General features: G+C 57.6%; 19 protein-coding genes and 1 pseudogene. 6 read left to right on the top strand and 14 right to left on the bottom strand.

What is annotated here, in order from left to right; all coding sequences use genetic code 11:
- Position 1 precedes the first annotated feature (1 nt).
- The gene (locus AB4N43_RS10785; RefSeq protein WP_002554837.1) at positions 2-211 is read right to left on the bottom strand and encodes a cold-shock protein; all 210 of its coding nucleotides are present in this window, start codon (positions 209-211) and stop codon (positions 2-4) included.
- Positions 212-565: 354 nt separating this feature from the next.
- Here AB4N43_RS10785 and dcd point away from each other — a divergent pair, with 354 nt between their 5' ends.
- The gene (gene dcd, locus AB4N43_RS10780; protein WP_007904652.1) at positions 566-1,132 is read left to right on the top strand and encodes a dCTP deaminase; all 567 of its coding nucleotides are present in this window, start codon (positions 566-568) and stop codon (positions 1,130-1,132) included.
- Between the two features lie 107 nt (positions 1,133-1,239).
- On the top strand, positions 1,240-1,449 hold the full coding sequence (locus AB4N43_RS10775; protein WP_007947208.1) for a hypothetical protein: 210 nt from the start codon (positions 1,240-1,242) through the stop codon (positions 1,447-1,449).
- Positions 1,450-1,496: 47 nt separating this feature from the next.
- Here AB4N43_RS10775 and pdeM read toward each other — a convergent pair whose 3' ends face one another.
- From pdeM to AB4N43_RS10725, 10 genes and pseudogenes are all read right to left on the bottom strand, one after another.
- Positions 1,497-2,153: a ligase-associated DNA damage response endonuclease PdeM gene (gene pdeM, locus AB4N43_RS10770; RefSeq protein WP_027925667.1), complete on the bottom strand. Its 657-nt coding sequence runs from the start codon at positions 2,151-2,153 to the stop codon at positions 1,497-1,499.
- Entirely contained in the window at positions 2,153-4,639 is a 2,487-nt protein-coding gene (locus tag AB4N43_RS10765; RefSeq protein ID WP_460153995.1) for a ligase-associated DNA damage response DEXH box helicase, read from the bottom strand. Before AB4N43_RS10765 ends, pdeM begins: the two co-directional genes overlap by 1 nt.
- Positions 4,640-4,797: 158 nt before the next feature.
- Positions 4,798-5,562, bottom strand: a complete 765-nt coding sequence (locus tag AB4N43_RS10760) for an ABC transporter ATP-binding protein (protein ID WP_027925665.1) — start codon at positions 5,560-5,562, stop codon at positions 4,798-4,800.
- A gap of 13 nt (positions 5,563-5,575) precedes the next feature.
- Positions 5,576-6,694: a succinylglutamate desuccinylase/aspartoacylase family protein gene (locus tag AB4N43_RS10755; protein WP_027925664.1), complete on the bottom strand. Its 1,119-nt coding sequence runs from the start codon at positions 6,692-6,694 to the stop codon at positions 5,576-5,578.
- Between the two features lie 24 nt (positions 6,695-6,718).
- Complete coding sequence (locus tag AB4N43_RS10750; RefSeq protein WP_027925663.1) at positions 6,719-7,429, bottom strand: ABC transporter permease; 711 nt, start codon at positions 7,427-7,429, stop codon at positions 6,719-6,721.
- Positions 7,426-8,154: an ABC transporter permease gene (locus AB4N43_RS10745; protein ID WP_027925662.1), complete on the bottom strand. Its 729-nt coding sequence runs from the start codon at positions 8,152-8,154 to the stop codon at positions 7,426-7,428. The genes AB4N43_RS10750 and AB4N43_RS10745 overlap by 4 nt, the downstream gene beginning before the upstream one ends.
- Positions 8,155-8,211: 57 nt before the next feature.
- Complete coding sequence (locus tag AB4N43_RS10740) at positions 8,212-8,994, bottom strand: transporter substrate-binding domain-containing protein (protein ID WP_027925661.1); 783 nt, start codon at positions 8,992-8,994, stop codon at positions 8,212-8,214.
- A gap of 310 nt (positions 8,995-9,304) precedes the next feature.
- A pseudogene (locus AB4N43_RS10735) lies at positions 9,305-10,991 on the bottom strand (ATP-dependent DNA ligase).
- Positions 10,988-12,022 (bottom strand): ligase-associated DNA damage response exonuclease, encoded by a 1,035-nt coding sequence (locus AB4N43_RS10730; RefSeq protein WP_027925659.1) that lies wholly within the window; start codon positions 12,020-12,022, stop codon positions 10,988-10,990. Before AB4N43_RS10730 ends, AB4N43_RS10735 begins: the two are co-directional and overlap by 4 nt.
- Before the next feature lie 189 nt (positions 12,023-12,211).
- Entirely contained in the window at positions 12,212-14,662 is a 2,451-nt protein-coding gene (locus AB4N43_RS10725; RefSeq protein ID WP_460153993.1) for a penicillin acylase family protein, read from the bottom strand.
- Positions 14,663-15,090: 428 nt separating this feature from the next.
- On the opposite strand from AB4N43_RS10725, the gene AB4N43_RS10720 reads away from it, so the two are divergent.
- The gene (locus tag AB4N43_RS10720; protein ID WP_027925657.1) at positions 15,091-15,648 is read left to right on the top strand and encodes a cysteine hydrolase family protein; all 558 of its coding nucleotides are present in this window, start codon (positions 15,091-15,093) and stop codon (positions 15,646-15,648) included.
- 183 nt (positions 15,649-15,831) lie between these two features.
- Here AB4N43_RS10720 and AB4N43_RS10715 read toward each other — a convergent pair whose 3' ends face one another.
- The 3 genes from AB4N43_RS10715 to AB4N43_RS10705 form a co-directional block, all read right to left on the bottom strand.
- A complete protein-coding gene (locus AB4N43_RS10715; RefSeq protein ID WP_194939912.1) occupies positions 15,832-16,050 on the bottom strand; it encodes an SEC-C metal-binding domain-containing protein in 219 nt (72 codons plus the stop codon).
- The gene (locus tag AB4N43_RS10710; RefSeq protein WP_460153991.1) at positions 16,047-16,541 is read right to left on the bottom strand and encodes an LEA/WHy family protein; all 495 of its coding nucleotides are present in this window, start codon (positions 16,539-16,541) and stop codon (positions 16,047-16,049) included. The genes AB4N43_RS10715 and AB4N43_RS10710 overlap by 4 nt, the downstream gene beginning before the upstream one ends.
- A gap of 165 nt (positions 16,542-16,706) precedes the next feature.
- Positions 16,707-17,183, bottom strand: a complete 477-nt coding sequence (locus AB4N43_RS10705) for a YchJ family protein (protein WP_027925655.1) — start codon at positions 17,181-17,183, stop codon at positions 16,707-16,709.
- Between the two features lie 437 nt (positions 17,184-17,620).
- On the opposite strand from AB4N43_RS10705, the gene AB4N43_RS10700 reads away from it, so the two are divergent.
- The 3 genes from AB4N43_RS10700 (at position 17,621) to AB4N43_RS10690 (ending at position 21,095) form a co-directional block, all read left to right on the top strand.
- A complete protein-coding gene (locus AB4N43_RS10700; protein ID WP_460152538.1) occupies positions 17,621-18,994 on the top strand; it encodes a transposase in 1,374 nt (457 codons plus the stop codon).
- Between the two features lie 258 nt (positions 18,995-19,252).
- Complete coding sequence (locus tag AB4N43_RS10695) at positions 19,253-20,197, top strand: hypothetical protein (RefSeq protein WP_154946640.1); 945 nt, start codon at positions 19,253-19,255, stop codon at positions 20,195-20,197.
- Between the two features lie 94 nt (positions 20,198-20,291).
- Entirely contained in the window at positions 20,292-21,095 is an 804-nt protein-coding gene (locus tag AB4N43_RS10690) for a hypothetical protein (RefSeq protein ID WP_154946639.1), read from the top strand.
- Positions 21,096-21,235: the final 140 nt, after the last annotated feature.

The raw sequence follows: 21,235 nt of genomic DNA, 5'->3' as shown, positions 1-21,235 counted from the left end.
GTTAGATAACTTGAACTTCTTCAGCTTGCATGCCTTTCTGACCGCGGGTAGCGATGAAAGAAACCTGTTGGCCTTCTTTCAGGCTTTTGAAGCCGTCGGATTGGATAGCTTTGAAGTGAACGAACAGGTCGTCACCGGATTGTGGAGTGATGAAGCCGAAGCCTTTTTCATCGTTGAACCACTTAACGGTACCGGTTTGGCGATTAGACATGGTGTAACTCCTTGAACAAAGATAACTGCGACTCAGGAAGAACCCTGGCCGAGACTGAGTGCAAAGAGCAGGAAAAATTCTTGTAGATGGTTGGATCGAAATTCAACATATCGTGTAGAGATTCTCAGTGACACAAGCAGCACAGTGGCGCCACCTTAACCCTTTTTCCGGGACGTGCCAATGCTTCTTGCGAAGGTTTCTCTGTTTTCAGGACTGACGGTCCATTGGTTTGACGCAAAGGCCCTGAATTCATGGGACATCGTCGAGAATTGTGCCCCACACTTTGAACCCGGAGCGCGCGCCCGGTAAGATGCCGGACAGAATTTTTCCACCTCGCTATTCAGGACACCCGCCATGAGCATCAAATCGGACAAGTGGATTCGCCGCATGGCGCAAGAGCACGGGATGATCGAACCTTTCGTTGAGCGCCAGGTGCGCGGCAGCGACGATAGCCGTGTGATCTCCTACGGCGTGTCCAGCTACGGCTACGATGTGCGTTGCACCAATCACTTCAAGGTGTTTACCAACATCAATTCGGCGATCGTCGACCCGAAAAACTTCGATGCGGGCAGCTTCGTCGATATCCACAGTGACGTCTGCATCATTCCGCCTAACTCCTTCGCCCTGGCCAGCACCGTCGAATACTTCCGCATTCCGCGCAATGTATTGACCATTTGCCTGGGTAAAAGCACCTACGCGCGCTGCGGCATCATCGTCAACGTCACCCCGCTCGAGCCCGAGTGGGAAGGTCACGTGACCCTGGAGTTTTCCAACACCACCAATCTGCCGGCAAAAATCTACGCGAACGAAGGTGTGGCGCAGATGCTGTTCCTTGAGTCTGACGAAGAGTGCGAAGTCTCCTATAAGGACCGTGGCGGCAAGTATCAGGGGCAACGTGGAGTGACTCTGCCGCGCACCTGATCCGTTCATCTGGCCAATCAGCGGGAATTCTTGAGCGGGTAGACACTCTATTGGGTGTACTGCCCGGTTCGCGCACAGCGGACGGGGCCTTCGCTCAGGAGTGCTTTATGAAGATCGATCCTCGAATAAGTGCCGAACTGGCAAGGCTTGAGCCCAATCAGATTGGCGTTTTGGCCTGGTCCTTGTTGGCACATCCACCCGTCAGCATGGCGGGGGGCATCCCCGGTCAACCCGACCCCGATACTCCAAACGAGCAGCCTACGGAACCCGGTGAACCGACCTTGCCGGATGAACCACCTCCCGCGCCTGTCGCATGATCTGCTGTTGAAAATGAATGGCCAGTCAGCTGATGTCCTTGAAGACTTCAGCTGACTGGCCATATTTCGTTGTCGCCGATCACAAAGATCCTGCAACGGTCATCCCGCTCGACCTGATACCCACCGGTAAACGCCCCAAAGGCCGGTAGCAGGCTGACGGCTTCTCCCAGCCTGAAACATGCCAGTCGCAAACTTTGCCGACCTTTGCCTCTTAATCGATAAACGGGATGGACGTGCCCGGCAAGCACGTGGCGATCAGGATGAGGGGCGGGTTCATGCTGCAAGGCGAACGGCCCCAGTAGCAACGGCTCAGGCACTATCCGGATGTTCAGCGAGGCAGGTGGATCGCCCGCTCGTTTGTCGTGGTTGCCGCGAATCAGCGTCATCGGCAAATCAGCATGCCGAGCCCGCCATTCGGCCAGCGCGCTCAACGTGGCCGCTGCATGAGAGCCGGGCCCGTGAAGAAAGTCCCCGAGAAACATCAGTTGGCGGCAGGGCAAGGCAGCCAGCAAGCCGTCAAGCACCGCGATATTACTGGCGGTCGTGCCATGAGGCACCGGTTGGCCAAGGCTGCGATACGCCGCTGCTTTACCAAAATGCACATCGGCAATGAGCAGGGCGTGTTGCGCTGGCCAGTAAATGGCTTTTTCCGGCAGCAGCCACAGGTCTTCACCGGCCAGTCGAACGGGGTAGGGCGTGCTCATCAGGTTTTCCCGGTTTCGGCGGTTTTCTCAAGATCGGTGACCATGCGTCGGATACGGTCTGCGAGTTTTTCCGAGCTCATGCTTTCGCGCATGCGCTCAACCAACAGTGGAAACCCCAGCGGTGTAGGGCGTTTGAGCTGATGCAGGTCCAGTTGCAGACGGTTGATACGCTCCAGCGTCTGTTCCAGGCGCTGGATATCCAGTTCTTCCCGCAGGACTTCTTCCCCGGCCTGCGCCAGTAACAGATTCCCGGCGTCGTACTGTTTAAACACTTCAAAGAACAACCCGCTCGACGCCTGAACCTGACGTGTACTTTTCGGTGCGCCCGGATAGCCGGCAAACACCAGCCCGGCGATCCGCGCGATTTCCCGAAAACGGCGAAGCGCCAGTTCTCCAGCGTTCAGACTGGCGAGCACGTCTTCCAGCAGGTGCTCGGGGCTCAACAGTCCGGGACTCAACACTTGCGGCCAGTCCACAGGCGTGGCACTGAGCAACTCCAGCCCATAATCATTCACCGCGATGGAAAACGTTACCGCCTGCTGCTGACTCACGCGCCACGCCAACAAACTCGCCAGCCCCAGATGCACCTGGCGCCCGGCAAAGGGATACAGGAACAGATGCCAGCCTTCGCGAGACTTGAGGGCTTCGGCCAGCAATGTTGTCGACGTCGGCAAACCGGACCAGCGTTGCTGCACCTCTAAGAGAGGTCGCAATGCGCGCATTTCCGGGCCGACACATTCGCCCTGCGCCGCTGCACTGAAACGCTCGACCACCGCTTGCGCCAGCTCATTGGAAAGCGGCATCCGTCCGCCATTCCAGCGCGGCACCGCGGCTTTTTTCGCGGTGCTGCGTTTGACATAAGCGGTCATGTTTTCCACCCGGACCAATTCGAGCAGGCGCCCGGCAAACAGAAAACCGTCGCCCGGTTTCAATCGCGCGATAAACCCTTCCTCGACACTGCCCAATTGCTTGCCGCTGCCGCCCTTGCTCCAGAACCTCAGCTGGATACTCGCATCGCTGACGAGGGTGCCGATGCTCATGCGATGTCGCCGCGCCAGTCGCGCGTCGGGCACGCGCCACACGCCGTGCTCATCCGGTTCCACCCGGCGGTAGTCCGGATAGGCTGTCAGAGAAAGCCCACCGTGGCGTACGAACGCCAGCGCCCAGGTCCAATTCGCGACAGTGAGGTCGCGATACGCCCAGGCCCCGCGTACTTCTTCATACAGCTCATCGGGCAGAAATCCACCGCCCAGCGCCATGCTGACCAAGTGCTGAACCAGCACATCCAGCGGTTTATGCGGTGATTCGCGGGGCTCGATGTGTCGTTGTGCCACGGCGTCTTGTGCCGCAGCCGCTTCGATCAGTTCCAGGCTGTGCGTCGGCACCAGCGTCACCCGTGAAGTCCGTCCCGGCGCATGCCCGGAACGGCCGGCCCGCTGCATCAGCCGCGCCACGCCTTTGGCCGAGCCGATCTGCAGCACCCGCTCCACCGGTAAGAAATCCACACCCAAGTCCAGACTCGAGGTGCAAACCACCGCTTTAAGTTGACCTTCCTTCAATGCTCGCTCGACCCAGTCACGGGTATCGCGCGACAGTGAGCTGTGATGCAAGGCGATCAGCCCGGCCCAGTCGGGGCGTGCTTCCAGCAAGGCCTGATACCAGATCTCGGATTGGGCGCGGGTGTTGGTGAACACAAGGCTGCTGGGACTGGATTCCAGCTCTGCGACAACCTGCGGCAACATCTTCAAACCGATATGCCCGGCCCAGGGAAATCGCTCGATGGCGGGCGGCAACAACGTATCGACGAGCAGCGCCTTGGACGTCTGGCCCTGAACACTGATGCCGCCCCCTTGTGGGATAAGTACCTCTTCAGCGTGAGCCTGATTACCCAACGTCGCGGAAACACCCCACACGATCAGTGCCGGATTCCATCGGCGCAGTCGGGCCAGGGCCAGTTGCAATTGCACGCCGCGCTTGTTGCCCAGCAACTCGTGCCATTCGTCGACCACCACCATGCGCAGGGTTGCCAGCGCCGTTTGCGCATCGGCGCGGGCGAGCATCAGGGTCAGGCTTTCAGGCGTGGTGATCAGGGTGGTGGGCAGGCGCCGGCTCTGTCGTGCCCGTTCGCTGCTGCTGGTATCGCCGGTGCGCAGGCCGACGCTCCATGAAATCTGTAAGTCGAGCAGTGGCGTTTCCAGGGCGCGAGCGGTGTCGGCCGCCAATGCGCGCATGGGGGTTATCCACAGGACTGTCAGAGGTTGGGCGATCGGTTTTCGTTTACGAGAGGTTTCAACGGCTGTGACAGACGCGGCAAAGCGATTGAGCGCCGCAAACCAGACTGCATAGGTTTTGCCGGCACCGGTGCTGGCATGCAGCAATCCGGACTCGCCGCGTTTAACCGCGGCCCACACCTGTTTCTGAAAGACGAACGGCTTCCATCCGCGGGCGGTGAACCAGTGTTTTGCGTAGTCGGGGGAGGTTCCCATACCGGCGGTGTGCGCTCTGAAAGTCTTCTTTCAGTGACCGTGCGGGGGGGCGAAAGGTTTAATGAAACAACGCGATCCTGCAGGAGCACGGCTTGCCGGCGATGGCGGTCTCAAGGATGCCATCGCGAGCAAGCTTTGCTCCTGCAGGAAGGTATGGATTACTTGAGGTTGCCGCTGAGAAACTGCTTTAGCCGTTCGCTCTTCGGATTGCCCAGCACGTCGTCCGGCGCGCCTTCTTCTTCCACCAGCCCCTGGTGCAGGAACAGCACCTGGCTCGAGACTTTGCGGGCGAAGCTCATTTCGTGCGTCACCATTATCATGGTCCGGCCTTCTTCGGCCAGGCCCTGGATCACGCGCAGTACTTCACCCACCAGTTCCGGGTCGAGCGCCGAGGTCGGTTCGTCAAATAGCATGACTTCCGGTTCCATGGCCAATGCGCGAGCAATCGCGACTCGTTGCTGCTGACCACCGGACAGGAACGCCGGGTACTGGTCAGCGACGCGCGCGGCCAGGCCAACCTTGTCCAGATAACGCCGCGCGCGGTCTTCGGCCTCTTCCTTGCTGCAACCCAACACCCGGCGCGGGGCCATGGTGATGTTTTCCAGTACGGTCATGTGGCTCCACAGGTTGAAGTGCTGGAACACCATGGCCAGGCGAGTGCGGATTCGTTGCAGTTCATTGGCATCGGCCACGTGCATGCCGTGGCGATCCTTGATCATGCGGATATTCTGGCCGTCCAGGCTCATCGCCCCGTCGTTGGGCTGTTCGAGAAAGTTGATGCAACGCAGAAAGGTACTTTTACCCGAGCCGCTGGCGCCGATCAGGCTGATCACGTCGCCGGTGTTGGCCTTGAGCGAAACGCCTTTGAGGACTTGATGATCGCCGTAGCTTTTATGCAGGCCTTCGATGGTCAGTTTGTACATGGGGCAGACATCCTCAAGGCGAAAGTAGGTAGCCGCTGCGATAGGCTTCGGCGCCCGCGACATGCGCGATCACCATGCCGGCAGTGGCCATGCGCCGTAGCGAGCGGGCGTACATCAACCCGGCGGCGGTGCAATGAACGGGGGTGACGCGATCGTTGATCGGGTCAATGATTTCGGCGATCAATTGCCCGGCTTCGAGGTATTCCCCCGGCAGTGCGGTGAACACCAGCAAACCACCGACCGGCGTTTCCACAGGTTCGACGCCGGCCAGCGGCGTGGCCGGGTAGGGCAGTTCGGGCAGTGGCGCCGGTTCGCCGGCGATGGCACCGAAGTGAATCAGGTAATCGATCAGGGCCTGGCAATCGAGGCTGGCCAGCGGATGATTGACGTCACCCTGGCCGCGCAATTCGACGGTTACCGAAAAACTGCCCAGCGGAATGTCGAAGCGTTCGCCGAAGCGCTCCTTCAACTGCCACCAGAGCAGGGTGAAACACTCATCGAACGATTGGCCGCCGGAATCCGTGGCCAGCAAACTCGCCTCGGCACCGATGTAGCGCGCCAGCGGCTCGACCTGCGGCCAGGCTTCGGGCGTGGTGTAGAGGTGCGCGACGGCTTCGAAATCGCAATGCAGGTCCAGCACCATGTCCGCGTCGCAGGCCAGCCGTTGCAGGGTCAGGCGCTGGGATTGCAGTTGGGTGCTGGCGGTTTGCCGGGCGAGGGCGTTGCGCAAACTGTCGCGAATCAGCCCGAGGTTGCGCTGCGGATCGTCACCGAGTTGGGCTTCGATCTCGTTGCCGACCGCTTCGCTGACATCGACGAACCAGCGGTTGAAGTTCTGCCCGCTTTCGAGCTCGTAACGGCCCAGCGGCACATCCATCAACACTTGCTCCAGGCCCACCGGGTTGGCCACGGGAACCAGCACGATTTCGCTGCGCAGGCGGCCACTGGCTTCAAGCTCCGCCAGGCGTTGCTTGAGGTGCCAGGCCACGAGCATGCCGGGCATTTCGTCGGCGTGCAGGGACGACTGGATGTAGATCTTGCCTTGGGCCGACGTGGGGCCGTAATGAAAACTGTGAATCTGTCGTGCAGTCCCCGGCAGCGGGGCCAGCAGGTCATGAATCTGGTGGCGCATGTCTCTTTATCCCTAAAGCGGGTCCTAGTGGGTCGGCCCGAGGAAGGCCAGCCAGCGGCGTTCGGCGAGACGGAACAGGCCGACCAGCGCGAAGGTCACGGTCAGGTAGATCAGCGCGGCAATGCCGAACGACTGAAAGGTCAGGAAGGTCGCCGAGTTGGCGTCCCGAGCGACTTTCAAAATGTCCGGGATGGTCGCGGTGAACGCCACGGTCGTTGAGTGCAGCATCAGGATCACTTCGTTGCTGTAATACGGCAACGAGCGACGCAGGGCCGACGGCATGATCACGTAGGCGTACAGCTTCCAGCCGGTCAGGCCGTAGGCTTTGGCGGCTTCGACTTCACCGTGGTTCATGCTGCGAATCGCCCCGGCGAAAATCTCCGTGGTGTAGGCGCAGGTGTTCAGGGCGAAGGCGAGGATGGTGCAGTTCATCGCGTCGCGAAAGAACGCATCCAGCACCGGCTGAGCCCGAATGGCCGCCAGGCTGTAGATCCCCGTGTAACAGATCAATAGCTGGATATAGAGCGGCGTCCCGCGAAACAGATAGGTATAGAACTGCACCGGCCAACGGATGTAGAAGCGCGGCGACACACGGGCGATGGACAGCGGGATCGACACGATAAAACCGAAGAAGATCGAAGCGCTGAGCAGCCACATCGTCATGGCCAGGCCGGTGATGTTGTTGCCGTCGCTATAGAGGAAGGGTTTCCAGTATTCCTGCAGAAGTTCGATCATCGTACGGCCTCCCGGGTACCGGCGGAGTAACGACGTTCAAGCCAGCGCAGAATGAAGTTGGACGCGCTGGTGATCACCAGGTAGATCAGCGCGGCAAGGACCAGGAAATAAAACAGCTGATAGGTGCTTTTACCGGCGTCTTGAGCAGCCTTGACCAGATCGGCAAGGCCGATGATCGACACCAGGGCCGTGGCCTTGAGCATCACCATCCAGTTGTTACCGATACCCGGAAGGGCATAACGCATCATTTGCGGGAACACGACGATCCAGAAACGCTGGCCGCGCTTGAGGCCATACGCGGTGGCTGCTTCGACCTGACCCCGTGGGACGGCGAGAATCGCGCCACGGAAGGTTTCGGTGAAATACGCGCCATAGATGAAGCCAAGGGTGATGACCCCGGCGCTGAACGGGTTGATCTCGATGTATTCCCATTCCATGTAATCGGTCAGCGACGTCAGCCAGGTTTGCAGGCTGTAGAAAATCAGCAGCATCAGGACCAGGTCCGGAACGCCGCGAATAAGGGTGGTGTAAAGCTGGGCAGGCACGCGCATCAGTTTGACTTTTGACAGCTTGGCACTGGCGCCGAGTAGCCCGAGCAACACGGCCACCAATAACGACAACGCCGACAACTTGATCGTCATCCAGGTGCCTTGCATCAGCAACGGACCGAAGCCCTTGAGGCTGAAGGCAGAGAGCCCCAGATTTTGTAATAGGTTTTCGAACATAAAATCAGCAACCTGATCGGATGAAAAAAGCGCCCATCGCGAGATGGGCGCCGGGCATTATTTGCCGCTGTACAGATTCAGATCGCCAAAGTGTTTCTTCTGAATGGTGGCGTAAGTGCCATCATCGTGTAACGCTTTGATACCTTTATCCAAAAGTGCCTTCAGCTCGGTGTTACCTTTCTTAATGCCGATGGCGGTTTTGGCTGGCAGCAAATGGTCGTCGACCGGCTTGCTGACATCATAGTCGGCGCCTTGTGGCGACTTCAGGAAGCCCAGTTCGGCTTGCAGCATGTCCTGAATCCCTGCGTCGAGACGACCGGAGGTCAAGTCGGCGTAGACCTGATCCTGGTTGGCGTAGGCCTGGGTTTTCACGCCAGCCTTGTCCAGAACGGCTTTTGCATAGGCTTCCTGGATGGTGCCTTGCTCGTAGCCGACGGTTTTGCCCTTGAGCGAGGCGACATCTGCGGTGACGCCAGAACCTTTCTTCGACACGTAAGCGGTTGGGCCGGAGAACAGCTCGCTGGAGAAGTCGATGACTTTTTCGCGGGCTTCGGTGACGGTCATCGACGAGATCACACCGTCGAATTTATTGGCCTTGAGGCCCGGAATCATGCCGTCGAAATCGCTTTCGACCCATTTGCACTTGACCTTCAGCTCGGCGCAGATCGCGTTCCCCAGATCGATATCGAAGCCTACCAGGCTACCGTCGGCCGCTTTCGACTCGAACGGTGCGTAGGAAGGGTCAACGCCAAAACGCAGTTCCTTGTATTCCTTTGCCATGGCAGAACCAGCAGCCATGCACAACGCCAGTGCAGAAAGGGTCAGCAATGCTTTTTTCATTATTCAATCCCTAAGAACCAATATGAGCGCTTGTGGCGCAGAATTATTGTTACTGGTAAGCGTAAGACCTATTGAAAGTAGCAATTTCCGAACCAGAGTCCCGAACAAGCGTTTTAAAAGGTCATACAAGAAGTGACTGCGCGGGAATTGTGCACGAAAACGGGCGTCGTGGAAGTGCTGCACCAAGATGGTTCATGTCGGCACAAATTAATGTAGGAGTGAGCCTGCTCTCGATAGCGGTGTGTCAGTTACCAAAGGGTGCCTGACACACCGCTATCGCAAGCAAGCTCGGCTCCTACAGGGTATCGGGTTAGCTGAGCAGATTTTGCAGGGTGCCCAGATTGTCAGCGTCTTCGACTGATTTGTCCTGACGCCAGCGCAGCATCCTGGGGAAACGCACAGCGATCCCGCTCTTGTGGCGTTTTGACAGGGCAATGCCTTCGAACCCCAGCTCAAACACCAGGCTGGGTTTCACGCTGCTCACCGGGCCGAATTTCTCCACCGTGGTTTTGCGCACGATGCTGTCGACCTGGCGCATTTCTTCGTCAGTGAGTCCTGAATAAGCCTTGGCAAACGGCACCAGTGTACGTTCGCTGGCGTCGGGTGGGCCGTCCCAGACCGCGAAGGTGTAATCGCTGTAGAGACTGGCCCGCCGTCCGTGGCCTCGTTGGGCATAGATCAGTACCGCATCGACGCTGAACGGGTCGACTTTCCATTTCCACCACACGCCCATGTCCTTGGTCCGACCCACGCCGTACAGCGCATCCCGCGCCTTGAGCATCATGCCTTCGACGCCGAGACGGCGGGAGGCTTCCTTTGGCGGGCGAGGTCGAACCAGTCATCGCCGGTCAACATCGGGGAGAGCAGTAACACCGGGTCATGGCAGGTGGCGATCAACTGCTCCAATTGCGTGCGACGCCGGGCCTGCGGCTGCGTGCGCCAGTCCTCACCGGCCCACTCCAGCAGGTCGTAAGCGAGCAGGACCACCGGCACCTCATCGAGGATTTTCTTGCCGAGGATCTTGCGTCCGATGCGCTGCTGCAACAGGGCAAACGGTTGCACGGAGGGGGCGGCGGGAGAGGCTGGATCGAAGGCATCTTCGGTGTCGGGGCGGACGCTTTTCCAAGCAACGATTTCGCCGTCGATCACGGTGCCGTCGGGTAAGCCGTGCATCAGGTGATCGAACTCGGGAAAGCGCTCTGTCACCAACTCTTCACCCCGGGACCAGATCCACAAACGCCCGTCGCGCTTGACCACTTGGGCGCGGATGCCATCCCATTTCCATTCCACCAGCCATTGGCTGGCGGGGCCAAGCAACCCATCGAATTGCTCGACCGGTTGCGACAGCGCATGGGCCAGAAAAAAGGATACGGCTGACCGCCCCGTTCAGCGTGTTCACCTGCGGATTCGGCGGCGATCAGTTTCAGATAACTCGCCGCATTCGGGCGATTTGTCAGGTCGGTGTACGCGACCATGCGCTGGGCCACGCGTTTGCTGTCGAGCCCGGCCATGGCCGCCAATGCACGGGTCACCAGCAGCTTGGAGACGCCCACGCGGAAGCTGCCGGTGATCAGTTTGATGCACAACATCAGGCTGGCGCGATCCAGTTGCGCCCAGAGTTCGGGCAGGCGCTCGGCAAGCACTTCGGGCGACTCGCCGCGCAAGGGCAGCAGCTTGTCTTCAATCCAGAGCGCCAATCCGTCGGTGGAGCGGTGCGGCGATTCGGGCAACACCAGCGAGATGGTTTCCGCCAGATCACCCACCGCTTGATAACTTTCTTCGAACAGCCAGGGTTCAAGCCCGGAAACGGCTTGCGCCAATTCACGCAGCACGCGCACGGGGACCAATTGCCGGGGCCGCCCACCGGACAAAAAATACACTGCCCATGCGGCATCTTGCGGTGAGGCCTGGGCAAAGTAGTGTTGCATCGCGGCCAGTTTGGCATTGCTCGACGTGGTGGCGTCGAGTTCGGCGTACAGCTCGGCGAATGCCTTCATGCCAGCACCTTGTCTTTCTCGGGTTCGATCCCGGCGTTTTCTTCCTCGTCGTCGCCGTACTCGGTGTCGAAGCTTTGTGCATCCAGACCTTGTTCGCGCAGATGGCGTACCAGCACGCCGACCGAACCGTGGGTCACCATGACTCGCTCGGCGCCGGTCTGTTCAATCGCCCACAACAGGCCCGGCCAATCGGCATGGTCGGACAGAACAAATCCGCGGTCGACTCCGCGCCGGCGGCGGGTGCCACGCAAACGCATCCAGCCGCTGGCGAAGCCGTCGCTGTACTCGCCGAAACGCCGCATCCAGGTGCTGGCGCCCGCCGACGGCGGGGCGATGATCAGGGCTTTGCGCATCATCGGGTCGCTCTTTTTTACTTCGCCGGCATAGATCGTGGGCGGCAGATAAACGCCGCTCTGGCGATACACCTGGTTGAGCGGCTCCACGGCGCCGTGCACCAGAATGGGGCCGAGGCTGGCGTCGATGCCGTGGAGAATGCGCTGGGCTTTGCCAAACGAGTAGCAGAACAGCACGCTGGCAATGTCGGCGGCGGCATTGGCCTGCCACCACTGATTGATCTCGGCAAACACCTGTGCCTGAGGTTGCCAGCGATAGATCGGCAGGCCGAAGGTCGATTCGGTGATGAACGTGTGGCACCGCACCGGTTCGAAGGGCGCGCACGTGCCGTCGGCTTCCGTCTTGTAATCCCCCGAGGCAACCCAGACCTCGCCCCCGTACTCCAGACGCACCTGGGCCGATCCGAGGACATGGCCGGCGGGGTGAAAACTGAGGGTGACGCCATGATGGTTGAGGGGCTGACCGTAAGGCAGGGTTTGCAAATTGATGTCGGCACCGAGGCGAGCGCGCAGGATGCCTTCGCCGGCTGACGCGGCCAGGTAATGACGATTGCCGCTACGAGCATGGTCGCTGTGAGCATGGGTGATGATCGCGCGTTCGACCGGCCGCCACGGGTCGATGTAGAAATCCCCGGCCGGGCAGTACAAACCTTCAGGACGCGCGATAACAAGTTCCATGTCGTTACCAAAATGGAGGGACTTGTTAGCTATGAGGTTGGCGTGAAGCCAGAAGTTCTATCGAGATTTCAATGACGAGAAACATTCCCCCTGTAGGCGTGAGCCTGCTCGCGACAGCGGTGTGTCAGTCACTCAAAATGGTGGCTGACACACCGCTGTCGCGAGCAGGCTCACGCTACAGGATCGGGGTTATTTGCCGGGTGTCAGGGTCAACTGAGTCTTGCCGTACACCTTGTCAAAGTTCTGCGGCTGCATCGGCAGGCTCATGTATTGCCCTTTGAGCCAAGGATCGATGCTGTTCAGATAATTAGGGCTGGCAGGGTTGCCCGACTGACCGGTGCCGTTCTGGCCCATCAGCGGTTCGGTCTGGCCGAAGTCGACGATGAAGCGCATGGCCGGTGCCAGGGTGGTGTTGAAATCCTGACCCCAGGCGAACGCCGCGGTGTTCAGCGTGGTGTGGTCCCCGCCTGCCGCAACCGGGCCGCGAACAGTCTGGCCATTGGCGTTTTTCCATTCGTAGCGGTGCAGTTTGCCCCACTGCCAGGCCTTGTGATCGCCACCCAACTGGCTGTCGCCAGCGCTGATCGCTGCCGCCAGACTGCGCGCGAGGATCGCCGGTTTGTCTTCTTTCTGCGGTGTGCGGGCGTCATCCCAGAACGGACTGTCTTCGCGCCCCAGCAGATGATCGGCCTGCGCCGCGTAGGACAACTTGCCATTGGCCACGAAGGCTTTCCACGTCGGGCTGCTTTCCGGACCCAGCTCGTCGAGGAAGATTTGCTTCATGCTTTCCTGGAGGAACAATTCGTAAATCGCTGCATCGGCGGAGGTCGTGCTGAGCTTGCCGTCGAACGCCATCAGGCGGGTATAGGCCTCGTGAGCCTTGCCGCGATCGGCAGCCGGCAGCGCTTCAATCGCCTGCTTGAGCGGTTGGGACATGCCCGGTGCTTCAAACATTTTCTTCAGCTTGGCGGCGAAGGTGGTGGTCTGGTCGTATTGCATTGCGATCACGCTGCGCGTGTCGTGTTTGCCAGCGCCCGCCAGTTCGGCCAGACGTTCACCACGTTCCGGCGCTGCCCAGGAATTGGACAGTTGCATGCCGTAGCCATGGGGAATGACGCGCTGGTTGGCGGTGCCGAGCCAGCCTTGGGCCGGGTCCTGGTCGTAGGGGTGCAGCATCGGGTCGGCGTAACCGTCCCAGTCGTAGCGACCTTCCCAGCCCGGCGATGGCAGCAAGCCTTCGCCTTCGCGACGGTTCGGGTAGCGGCCGGTAACTTGCCAGCCAATGTTGCTCGCATCGGCAAACACCAGGTTCAGGGCGATGGCGCGGATTTCGCGGCTGGCGTCCGAGGCTTTCTCGACGGTTTGGGCCCGGGACAGGTCGAAAAACGCGTCCAGGGATTTGTCATCGGTGAAGCTCGGCATTTGCAGGGCCAGGCCGAAACCGTTGGCCAGCGTGGTGCCCTGGGCGCTGTTGAGCAGTGGACCGTGACGGGTTTCGTACACCGCTTCACGAATCGGCCGCTGGCCTTTGACGAAGTAGGTTTCGTTGCGCACGACGGCGGGCTGCCATTTGCCGCCGACTTCGTAGGTGAGGCCGTTGCCCTGGCGTTTGATTTTTTCCAGGAACAGGTCCTGGTTGTCGCCCATGACCGTGGTCATGCTCCAGGCCACTTTGCCGTTGAAACCACCGAGCACCATCGGCAAACCGGCGATGGTCACGCCCGCCGCCTGATATTTCGGCGCGCGGATCTGCACGTAGCTGAACAGCGACGGCACGCCCAATGGGCCATGGCTGTCACTGGCCAAAATGCTTTTGCCCGTGCGGCTGCGTTGCGGGCCGATCGCCCAGTTGTTCGACGAGGTGGCGCCCAACAGATTCAGGTCGGACAGTTGCCCCGTGGCTTTACTGATTTCGGCCAGTCCGGGAATCGCGCCGTTGAGCTTGATGCCCTGCAGTTTGTCGGCTTCGCCCAGCGGCAGTTTTTCATCGGGCGCGGACGGCGTCAGCCACGCGAGTTTGTCGGTGGTGACGGTCTGGGCCAGCATCAACGAGGAAATTTCTTCCGGCAGGTTGGCCGACTGGCTGAAGTTCAGCAGGCAGAAAATCAGCGCCGAATCTTCCGGTTTCCAGTATTCAGGCTTGTAGCCGGTGGCCGCGAGGTCGGCTGGCAGCTTGTCGCGGTAGCGGAACAGGTAGGCGTTGACGCCGCGCGCATAGACTTCGAAGAAGCGTTTGAGGCGCGGCGAAGAGGCTTTATACAGCTCGCCGGCGCTTTTCTTCAGATTGACCGCGCGCATGTAGCGATCAGCGTCCAACAGGTCGGCGCCGGACATTTCTGCCAGACGACCTTCGGCCAACAGGCGCAGGGTGACCATTTGCGTGATGCGGTCGCTGGCGTGGACGTAACCAAGGGCGAACAACGCGTCGTGGAAGCTGTTGCTTTCGATAAGCGGCATGCCCATGGCATTGCGACGTACCGAGACGTTCTGCGCCAAGCCCTTGAGCGGCTGCACACCGGAAGTCGGCGGGAGGGTGTCCTGCGCGTTCCAGGTCTGACAACCGGACAGGCTCAAGACACCGGCTACTGCTGCGGCAACGCCGAACCGGGGAAGAAAATGTGTAAGGGCTGGCGAGGCCATGGCAAAGCTCCTGCGGGGGTAAAGGCGCAATAAAGGCGCTACGTTAGTGAGCAGGAGGAGGGCGCGCAAGCGGCGGGCGGGGTTATTTCAAGATTTGTCTGACGAAGATCGTTCCCACGCTCTGCGTGGGAATGCCTCAACGGGCGCTCCGCATTCGGCTTTGGATGGACGCGGAGCGTCCTGGGCTGCATTCCCACGCAGAGCGTGGGAATGCTCGAGGGGAAAGGCTCAGGATTTTGGTGGGTTGATTTTGGCTGCCAAGGCATAGGCTTTGATGGTCGCCGGACGGTTCTGGATGTGGTTGAACCCAGGTGGGGACAGCAACCGCGGGCATCAGGTCGTCCTGTTTGCGTTCGATGGCTTGCCTGTGAGAGGAGGTGATGCTGAAGTGCGTGAAATTCAATGACCCCGCAGGAGAAAAAACCGGCATGGAGCTCAAGACCCGCGCAGCACTCGTCATCATCGATCAACAAAAAGGCATTCTGCATCCCCGGCTCGGTCGCCGGAATAATCCTCAAGCCGAGGAGCGAATTCTTGATCTGTTGGCATTTTGGCGCCGAACCGGGCGGCCGGTGATTCACGTGCAGCACCTGTCTCGCTCACCGGATTCAGTGTTCTGGCCACAGCAGTCGGGGGTGGAATTTCAGGAGCGGTTCCAGCCAAAGACCGGCGAACAACTGATCCAGAAACAGGTGCCGGATGCCTTTTGTGCGACGGGGCTGGAGGCGAGTTTGCGCGAGGCGGGGATTGAGCAATTGGTGATTGTGGGGGTGGCAACGAATAACTCGGTGGAGTCCACGGCGCGAACGGCCGGGAATCTGGGATTTGAGGCGTGGGTGGCGGAGGACGCGTGTTTTACCTTCGATAAGGCGGACTATTTTGGCAAGGCGCGTTCAGCCGAGGACGTGCATGCGATGTCGCTGGGGAATTTGCATGGGGAGTATGCGACGGTTTTAAGCACTGAGCAGATTCTGCAGGTTGACTGAAAACCCTGTGGGAGCGAGCTTGCTCGCGATAGCGGTCTGGCTGAAAAATTGATAGTGAATGTGATGTAGTCATCGCGAGCAAGCTCGCTCCCACAGGGGTTTATGTTGGACACAAATCCAATGTGGGGGTGGGCTTGCTCGCGAAGGCGATTCAACCGGCGAAGAAATTCTTCGCCCGAAGCATCAAGCGCCGTGGCACTTCTTGAATTTCTTGCCATTGCCGCACGGGCAAGGGTCGTTGCGGCCGACGTCTTTCAGGGCGTTGCGCACCGGTTCCTGGTGAGCGTGGCCGCAGTTCGGACCGTGAACATGGTCATGGTCGTGATCATGGTGATCATGGTGGTCGTGATGGTCATGATCGTGGTTACAGTCAGGGCCATGGACGTGGGGTTGCTGGGTCATCGGGTGTGCTCCGGAATTAAATCGGCGGGGATTATCACGCCATTGCGCGCAAGGTGCACGTCATGCGCGATGAATAAACCGGTTTGCAGTACACCTTCCAGACGATAGGGAATGGGTTGGTCGGGTTTTTTCAGCATTTTCACCAGATCGCGCACCTTGGGCCACAGGTTGGTCCGGATCGGAACCTTGAAGTAAGCGCTGTGTTTGGGGCCGACCGTAAACCAGTGATCGTACTCACCTTCGGTCAGCAAGATGTCACCCAAGTGAATTCGGTACTCGAGGCTGCGCACGGTCAAGTCACTGTCGTTGGGGTTGTCGATGCGAAAGTGCAGCAAAAATTTCTGCTCCAGCAGTTTTGCCCGCACGACTTCGACCTTGACCAGATGCACTTCGGGGTCCGGCTCGTCATCCTCGAACCACGACGCACAGCCAGCGAGCCCCAGAAACAGGAGCAGGCTGAGCAGATTAAGTGCGTGTCGCCGGGTGATCATGGTCGTGTATCTCCCTTGAACCTGTAGCAGCTGCCGAAGGCTGCGTCCGACTGCGAAGCAGTCGTATTCCTGTCACCTCTATCCCACTGAAACAACGCGCTGCCTGATTTCACGACCGCTCCGCAGCCGAACGCAGCCTCCGGCAGCTGCTACAGGTCGCTCACCTCAACTGTTGAAATACCCCGCGCAACATTTCTTGAATTTCTGCCCGCTGGCGCATGGACAGGCGTCATTGCGTCCGGCCTTGAGTTGCACGGTCGGATCGATGAAGTACCAGTGGCCGGCGTTCTGCACGAAGGACGAGCGCTCGCGGTGGCTGTGTTCGCCGCTGCCATCGTGCCAGCGCGCGGTGAAGGTCACGAAGGCGTGTTCCGGCTGGCCGCCGAAGACTTCGGAGCTTTCCACCTCCAGGCCCAGCCAGGTGCTTTGAGCGCTCCAGTCGCTGATGGACTGACGATTCAGGCCGGCCTGTTGCGCGGGCAGGGTAGTCGCCACCAGATAGTCGATCAGCCCCAGCACGTAGGCGCTGTAGCGCGAGCGCATCAAGGCTTCGGCACACGGCGCCGGATGCCCGGCGTGGTAATGACCGCAGCAGGCATCGAGCAAGGTGCCGCTGCCGCAAGGGCAAATGGATGTACTCATTGCTTCCGGAGCCTTGATAACAGTTACATGTGTTTTATCTTCCATAAATCAGTCACTTACCTAATTTAACTTTTTTCACGTATTTATTACGTGTGGAGCGAGCGAGTGACTGCCAATCTGCCTCTTAGCAATTCCATGGCAACCCCTCATTTGAGCGTTCGTCAGAGGTGGAGGTTAGTCTATGACGGTCAGAGGGCACGCGATTTCAGAATCGATTACGTAACCGAAGAAAATCCAGTTTAAGTGGTCGAGCTTTCGTCCATGAACGCGACTTGGGTGCACTTGGGTTTGAAGGTGTTGATGCAGCTGCAACGGGTCCTTCTGGCCGTTTTTTGCCCCCCGTGACAGGCAGATAACGGCCGATTCTGTTGAAAAAGTAGCTCCCCTGTCTGGCCTGCGGCAAAATTGCTTCATTGGCCGGCGGGGGATCACACAGCATGATGGGACAGTTATCGAGTGGGCAGGAGCGACTGTTTTACTCGTTCAACCTTGAAGATCACATCCCAGCCAATCACCTTCTGCGCAGCATTGATCGGTGTCTCGATCTGAGTGATTTGCGCCATCACCTCGCCGACTTCTATAGCCCGATTGGGCGCCCGTCGATTGATCCTGAATTGATGATCCGCATGTTGATCGTGGGCTATTGCTACGGCATACGCTCAGAGCGGCGGTTGTGCGAAGAGGCCCATTTGAACTTGGCGTATCGCTGGTTCTGCCGATTGAGCCTTGAAGATGAAGTCCCCAATCACTCGACCTTTTCCAAAAACCGACACGGCCGTTTTCGGGACAGCGATCTGTTTCGCTGGCTGTTCAATGAAGTGCTGCGTCGTTGCATGGACGCCGGTCTGGTCAAGGGCGAAGGCTTTGCCGTGGACGCCAGCATCATCAAAGCGGATGCGAGTCGGCAGCGCGGTGTACCGGGTGATGAACCGGTCAACTGGAGCGATCCGGCCCTGAGCACCCGCGCCGTGCGTGAGTATCTTGAGGCACTCGATGAAGAGGCTCTGGCCGAAACGCTACCGAAGCGTCTATCGCTGACTGATCCTCAAGCCCGCTGGACCGCAGCTCCAGGTGGCCCAGCGTTCTACGCTTACTCCACGAATTATCTGATCGATACCGAGCACGGCGTGATCATGGATGTGGAACCCACACCGGCTCATCGAACCGCAGAAGTCGAGAGCACCAAGACGATGATCGATCGCGTTGAGGCGCAGTTCGACATCAAGCCGGAACGCCTCATTGGCGACACCGCTTACGGTACCGCGCCGATGCTGGCCTGGATGGTGGAGGAAAAGGACATCGAGCCACATGTGCCGGTGTGGGACAAAACCGAACGCAAGAACGACAGTTTTTCGAGCAACGATTTCCGCTGGAATGAAGAGACTGAGGAATACTGCTGCCCGGCTGGCAATGCATTACGTAGCGAATGGCGAGCCTTCAAGAACGAGCGTTCGCACGTCACCAAAGCCAACACCATCATCTTCCGATCCAGACAGACTGACTGCGCGACGTGTCCGATGAAAGCCAAGTGCTGCCCGAACACGTCGTTTCGCAAGATCGCTCGCAGCGTTCATGAAGCCGCTCGTGACGTGGCTCGACGCATCGCGGCGACGCCGGAGTACGTGCGCTCTCGCCACGAACGTAAGAAGGTCGAAATGTTGTTCGCCCACCTCAAGCGCATCCTGAAATTGGATCGCTTGCGACTACGTGGCATGAGAGGCGCGACCGATGAGTTCACACTGGCGGCTGCGGTACAGAACCTGCGTCGACTGGCCAAACTTACATCCCAAGGGCCGCCTGCCCCGGGATAGGTGCGCCTGCACTAAGCCAAAAACCTCAAATTAACCCAATAACAAAGCAACAATGGTCAACGAAGGGCCGAGAAACCACTCAATGTGGTGAGTAGGTTCTCTGGTGGTGGCTGTGCCTGAGTTCAGGTGATCTGAAAATCCGACTTTTTCAACAGAATCGGCCAAAAGCAGCCGGTGGACAAACTAGTGGCAAATCGGTAGCGTCGACCTGCTGCGCTGAATCTTTACTGCCCACAGATAATCTTTTGAGAAGCAAGAATGAGCAAGCCAGGTGATGACCTTGAAAAGATTGTAGAGATAATTGAGCGCTCTATCTCACCTACAGCACGAATAGAACAAAACGTATTTCTTCCGGTGTTGACTTCAACACAAGGCCACACTGCTCAGTGTGACATTGTGATAAGAAATGGATCGCCTCCCAGAGAGACACTTACAATTGTAGAAGTACAAGATCGCAACTCTAAAGTCGACATTAATACCTTTCGTGGCTGGCTAGGAAAAATTGAAGATGTTGGAGCCCAACATCTTATATGTGTTTCTAGAAAGGACTTTGCTTCCAGCATCAAGGAGAAAGCTGGACAATCCGGCTCAAAAATATTTCTTGTCACATTGAAGGATCTGTCGCCGGAAAAAATCCCCCTGGATTTTATAAAATTCGTCTTCCAGTATCAATATATAAACATCAAGCACATTCAAAGTATGAGGCCATATGTTGGGCCAGGCCAAATTGCAAAGCTAGGGCTAAAATCACTACAATATGAGCTTGGAGACAAAATATGGTCTCTAGATAAAATAAACATGATTTCATTATTAGAGATATGCAGGGCTTCAATTAAAAACAATCAGGACTTACTTAGCCAGCCGACCATCAAACATGGCGTGGGAAATGTATCGTTTAGTATTGTCGGCGAAGATACCATTTACTGTTATCACAATGATGATTTTGTACGTATCGGTCTGGATTGCGATTTTGAATGGGAATCCGAGCATACCGAAATCCCAATGTCTGTCGCCTCCTATGAGCAAGATCAACATGGCGCATTGGCGTGGCTTTTTGAGGTGGCGCATAACAGTGAAAGCGGCCCGATCTCAATCAAGCTCCCTGTCATTAAGCTAGATAACGGTAACTATGAAATCCTCGACAGCATCATAAATTCTCAATTTGAATACACCTTCGAAATAATACCGAAATCAAGCAATTAGCAAGCATGCATAACAAGCGGTTCAAGTCGTTCTATACACTCACTCGGAACGGGCTAAAGCCCGCCCCTTAACCTAACTGTTATGTGTCTTAAACATGAAAAATCTTGAAAATCTCCTTGAGCGAATTGATCGAATTACAGCACCTGTACGGCAGATAACCAAGCACCTAAACATGGCCATACCTCCGTATATTCAAAGGCACAACGAGGTCATGCAATCCGCCGTTAAACACATCTCCACGGCTTATCAACCATTATTTGAGCAAGTTAATACCACTTTCGCAAAAGTGGTAGAAGCCGCGCAGCGCTGGCAAGAGGCAAGGAAAGAAGATGTAACAGTGATGGCAGATAACGGCTGGTATCCAAACTGGTTTACTTTCTTTTACACACCCGAAACAGAACCAAGCTCAATCGATGAGCTAATGAGCATGCACTTAAATGAAAACTGGGAAGACATAACACAAAAAATACTGGAGCTCTGCCAAAATCGCACGCACATATTAGAAGCCGCTTTTGATCTGCATAAGTCGGGAAACTACATAGCTTCTATACCGCTATTTCTTGCTCAGGCCGACGGAATTTGCTGCGAGTCACTGAAAAGTTTTCTATTTACCAAGAATGAAACAGAGGAGAGAATAAAAGAACTAATCGACAACGGGCAGATCGAAACAAACATGCTCACAAATATTTTTCTTGAGCCATTCAAGCTAAAAAATCACCACAACGCAGGAATATCGAAGGCCACCGCCCAGGCTAAAAATAAAGCCCCAAATAGAAATGGCATACTTCATGGTCACCGAAAACACTTGGACTACGGCACAGAAATAAATTCGCTGAAATGCTTTTCTTTATTAAGTTTTATTACATATTCAACCAAAGAGATCATAAGGAGCACATAATAAACGGTTCAAGTCGTTCACTTCGCTCATTTGGGGCGCGCTAGAGCCGGTCAGCACAAACGTTATGAATGCCTGCAAAGGGTCGGTTTCAGCCGGTCGTGGAAGGGAGAAATCGGCCAATTGCTGTCATTCTTGACGGT

This window comes from Pseudomonas sp. S2_B07 (assembly GCF_054668435.1).
This window is presented reverse-complemented; position numbering and strand designations above follow the sequence as displayed.